This is a genomic window from Curtobacterium sp. A7_M15 (assembly GCF_030705415.1).
Classification (GTDB): domain Bacteria; phylum Actinomycetota; class Actinomycetes; order Actinomycetales; family Microbacteriaceae; genus Curtobacterium.
The window spans coordinates 1-3,404 of record NZ_JAUZED010000188.1; the positions used below are offsets into that span (position 1 = coordinate 1).

At 74.5% G+C, this 3,404-nt stretch carries 3 protein-coding genes and 1 pseudogene; 2 read left to right on the forward strand and 2 right to left on the reverse strand.

What is annotated here, in order from left to right; all coding sequences use genetic code 11:
• Window positions 1-61 precede the first annotated feature (61 nt).
• Both Q7F20_RS18130 and Q7F20_RS18135 read left to right on the forward strand, forming a co-directional pair.
• The gene (locus tag Q7F20_RS18130; protein ID WP_305741454.1) at window positions 62-655 is read left to right on the forward strand and encodes a hypothetical protein; all 594 of its coding nucleotides are present in this window, start codon (window positions 62-64) and stop codon (window positions 653-655) included.
• A gap of 7 nt (window positions 656-662) precedes the next feature.
• Window positions 663-1,532, forward strand: coding sequence for an aminoglycoside 3'-phosphotransferase (locus tag Q7F20_RS18135; protein WP_305741455.1), 870 nt, complete (start codon window positions 663-665; stop codon window positions 1,530-1,532).
• Here the strand turns inward: Q7F20_RS18135 and Q7F20_RS18140 are convergent.
• Window positions 1,529-2,863: a M23 family metallopeptidase gene (locus Q7F20_RS18140; protein WP_305741456.1), complete on the reverse strand. Its 1,335-nt coding sequence runs from the start codon at window positions 2,861-2,863 to the stop codon at window positions 1,529-1,531. The two genes, Q7F20_RS18135 and Q7F20_RS18140, sit on opposite strands and share 4 nt — an antisense overlap.
• Window positions 2,864-2,940: 77 nt before the next feature.
• A pseudogene (locus Q7F20_RS18145) lies at window positions 2,941-3,404 on the reverse strand (hypothetical protein); the annotation flags it as partial.

Consider the following 3,404-nt stretch of genomic DNA (forward strand, 5'->3'; position numbering starts at 1 on the left):
TCGACGCGCAGCCCACCGTCGCCGCGCGCGTCCGCGTGCAGCCGACCGGGCGGGTGGACGGATGAACGCGACGAACCGGGTCGTCGGCCGGACGGCGCTCGTCCTGGTCGGACTCGCGCTGCTCGTGCTCGGTGTCGGGACGGTCCTCGTCCAGACGCTGCCGTGGGCGGCGACGGCGTGGCACGAGCGTGCCGGAGTGCTCGACGCCCTCGGTACGGATGCCCCGCGCGAGACCTCGGTGACGGCGTGGACCTGGGTCCTCGGCGGGGCCGTGGTGCTCGGGATCCTGGCGATCGTGGTGCTCTCGACGCTCGGCGGCGGCCGGGTCGGGACCGTGGTCGACGACGACGGTTCGGCCGGTGGCGTGGCCGGCTCGGTCCGGATCGACGCCGCCGCGGTGCAGCACGCGCTGTCGTCGGCGATCGGCGCCCTGCCGCAGGTGGGGTCGCTCGCCGTCGACGTGTTCCGGGTCCGGGGTGGCCGGGCGATCCGGATCCGCGTCCGACCCCGCCGCGGGGCGTCGCCGCGGGACATCACGACGGGCGTCGAGGAGATCGTCGCCGACCTGGACGCCCTGCTCGGCGACCGCCTGCCGGTCCTGCTCGAGATCGCCCGCGGGGGCCAGGGCTCCGGTCGCACGGACCGGGTGCACTGAGGTCGACGTGCCCCGCTCGATCGACGGCCTGGCCCGTGCGCGGGGCGACGTCGCGGTGCCCGCGGTCGTCCGGGACGCCGCGCGGGGACGCCCGGTGCAGGCGGTGTGGGTCAACGAGATCGGTGGTCGGACGTTCCGCCTCGGCGAGGACGGCCGGGCCGAGGAGTACGTCAAGGTGCTCCCGCACGCGTACGCGCCGTGGATCGTCGGCGAGGCCGCACGTCTGACCTGGGCCTCACGGTACGCCAGGGTCCCGGAGCTCATCGACCACGGGGTCGACGACGACGGTGCCTGGCTCCGCACGCGGGCGCTGCCGGGGTGGAGCGCGGTGGACCCGAGGTGGCACGACGAACCCCGCACTGCGGTGATCGCGGCCGGCGAGGGGCTCCGGGCGCTGCACGACACCCTGCCGGTGCTCGACTGCCCGTTCGAGTGGTCGACGGTGCAGCGGGCCGGGCGCGCACGAGCCGCCGGCGCCGACCCCGACGCCCTCGGTCCGGAACCGCCCGCGGACCGCGTGGTGGTGTGCCACGGGGACCCGTGCACGCCGAACACCCTGATCGGCGCGGACGGCCGGTTCGCCGGGCACGTGGACCTCGACGCCCTCGGCATCGCCGACCGGTGGGCGGACATCGGCGTCGCGACGATGGCGCTCGGGTGGAACTACGGCCCGGGGTGGGAAGGGCTCTTCCACGAGGCCTACGGGCTGCCCGTCGACGAGGAGCGGACGGCCTGGTACCGGGCGCTGTGGAACCTGGACGACGACGGCATCGAGACCGCGTCCGGCATCGAGACCGCGTCCGGCACCGAGACCGCGTCCGGCACCGAGACCGCCGCCGGGACGAGGCCCGGACCGGACGCCCGCCGGGACGACTAGAAGGCCACGCCCCGCGCCTGCATGAACGGCACCGGGTCGACGGTGGCGCCGTTGACGTGGACCTCGAAGTGCGTGTGGCAGCCGGTCGAGTTGCCGGTCGACCCCACGAGCGCGATCAGCTGACCGGCGGAGACCTGCTGGCCGGGGCTGACGCGGAACCCGCCGTTCACGATGTGCCCGTACGCCGTCTGGACCCCGCCGCCGTGGCTGATCCGGACGTAGTTGCCGTACCCGCCGTACCAACCGGCGTAGTCGACCGTGCCCGCAGCCGCCGCCACGATCGGGGTGGAGCAGCCGCTCGCCAGGTCCGCGCCGTCGTGCTTGATCACCGTGCCGTAGATCGGGTGCACGCGGTACCCGTACGGACTGATCACGTACCCGCTGGCCGGACGGACCCACCCCGTCCCGGAACCGGAGCCCGGCGATCCGCTGGAGCCCGAGCCGCTGCTGCCCGTGCCACCGCCCCCGCCGCCACTTCCGGCGGCGGCGTTCGCGGCGTTCTGGGCCGCGATCGCGCGGAGGTACGCCTCGCGCGCGGCCTTCTCCTCTGCCGCCTTGCGCACCGCCTCGCCCTTGGCGAACTCGGCCTCGGTCCGGACACGGCCGGAGGTCAGCGTCGCGAGCTGCGCGTCGAGGCGCGCCTTGTTGGACTGCTGTTCGTCGTAGGCGGCCTGCACCTTGTCGGCTGCGGCCTGGGAGGCCTGCATGCGGCGCTCGGCCTCGGCCGCGAGGTCGTCGAGCGCCTCGGACGCACGGTCGGCCTGCGCGGTGAGGGACCGGGCGACGGCGGCATCGGCTGTGGCGGCGGCCTCGACCCGCTCGGCCTGTTCGGAGAGCTTGCTCAGCGCACCCAGGTTGTAGAGGAGGTCGCTGGCGTCCTGACCGCCGGAGATCACCGACGCGGTGACGTCGGCGCCGCCGGACCGCGCCATCTGAGCGGCGAACTGTCCCGCCTGGGCGGCGCTCTGCTCGGCGATCTCGGAGTGGTCGTCGGCGTCGGCGCGGAGCCGCTGTTCCTTCTCCGCAGCCTTCTGCGCCTCGCTCTGCGCCTCGTAGAACTCGGAACCGAGCCGTTGTGCCTCGGCCTCGGCAGCCTTCACCTTGCTCGACAGCCCGGAGATGATGCCGCGGATCTCGGTGATCTGGTCCTGCTTGGCGGACTCCTGCCCGCGCGCTGCCATGACCTCGTCCCACGAGGGGTAGGTCGCCGCGCTCGCCACCGGTGCGTCGAGCACGACCGTGCCGACGAGGCCCGCGAGCGCGAGACCGGTGGCGGCGAGTCGGAGGCGGACGGCGGCACGGGGACGGGAGTGGCTGGTGGGACGAGTCACGGCCACGAGCCTATACATCCGTTCAGGCACGATCGGCCGTCGCCGCGCGGCTGTGGACAACTTCGCAGGGCGCGCGTTCAGAAGCCGCGTTGGCGCCGGATCACGTCCGCGCTGTCGACGACGTCCTGCCGCAGCACGGCGGCGCCGGACGTCCCGGCGTAGTCGTACACGTCGAACCCGGTGCAGTGTGTGATGGTCGCGGGCGCGCCGAGCGAGTCCTCGACGGCCGTCGTCCACACGTCGCCGGACCCGATCACCACGAACGTCGGCTCGGCGTCGCGGTAGGCACCCAGGTCGACGAGCCACGGGTAGGTCTGGAACGTGTCGCGCACCTGCAGCAGCCGCACGTTCGTCGACGCGTAGGTGGCGAGCGGGCGGACGGTCCAGAACTGCCCGACGCCGACGACGTCCCTCCCGTCGGCCCAGCGGTCGAGGCACGCGGCCGGGTCGTAGCGCGCCTGGACGACGGCCCGCGCGGTGCTGGGGGCGGTCGCGACCCCGGCGAGCAGGACCCCGGCGGCCGCCAGGGCGAGCGCTGCCC

What these genes read in the sequence shown, in the direction of transcription:
- Q7F20_RS18130 (WP_305741454.1), top strand. Translation starts at nt 62, where the DNA reads ATGAACGCGACGAACCGGGTCGTCGGCCGGACGGCGCTCGTCCTGGTC.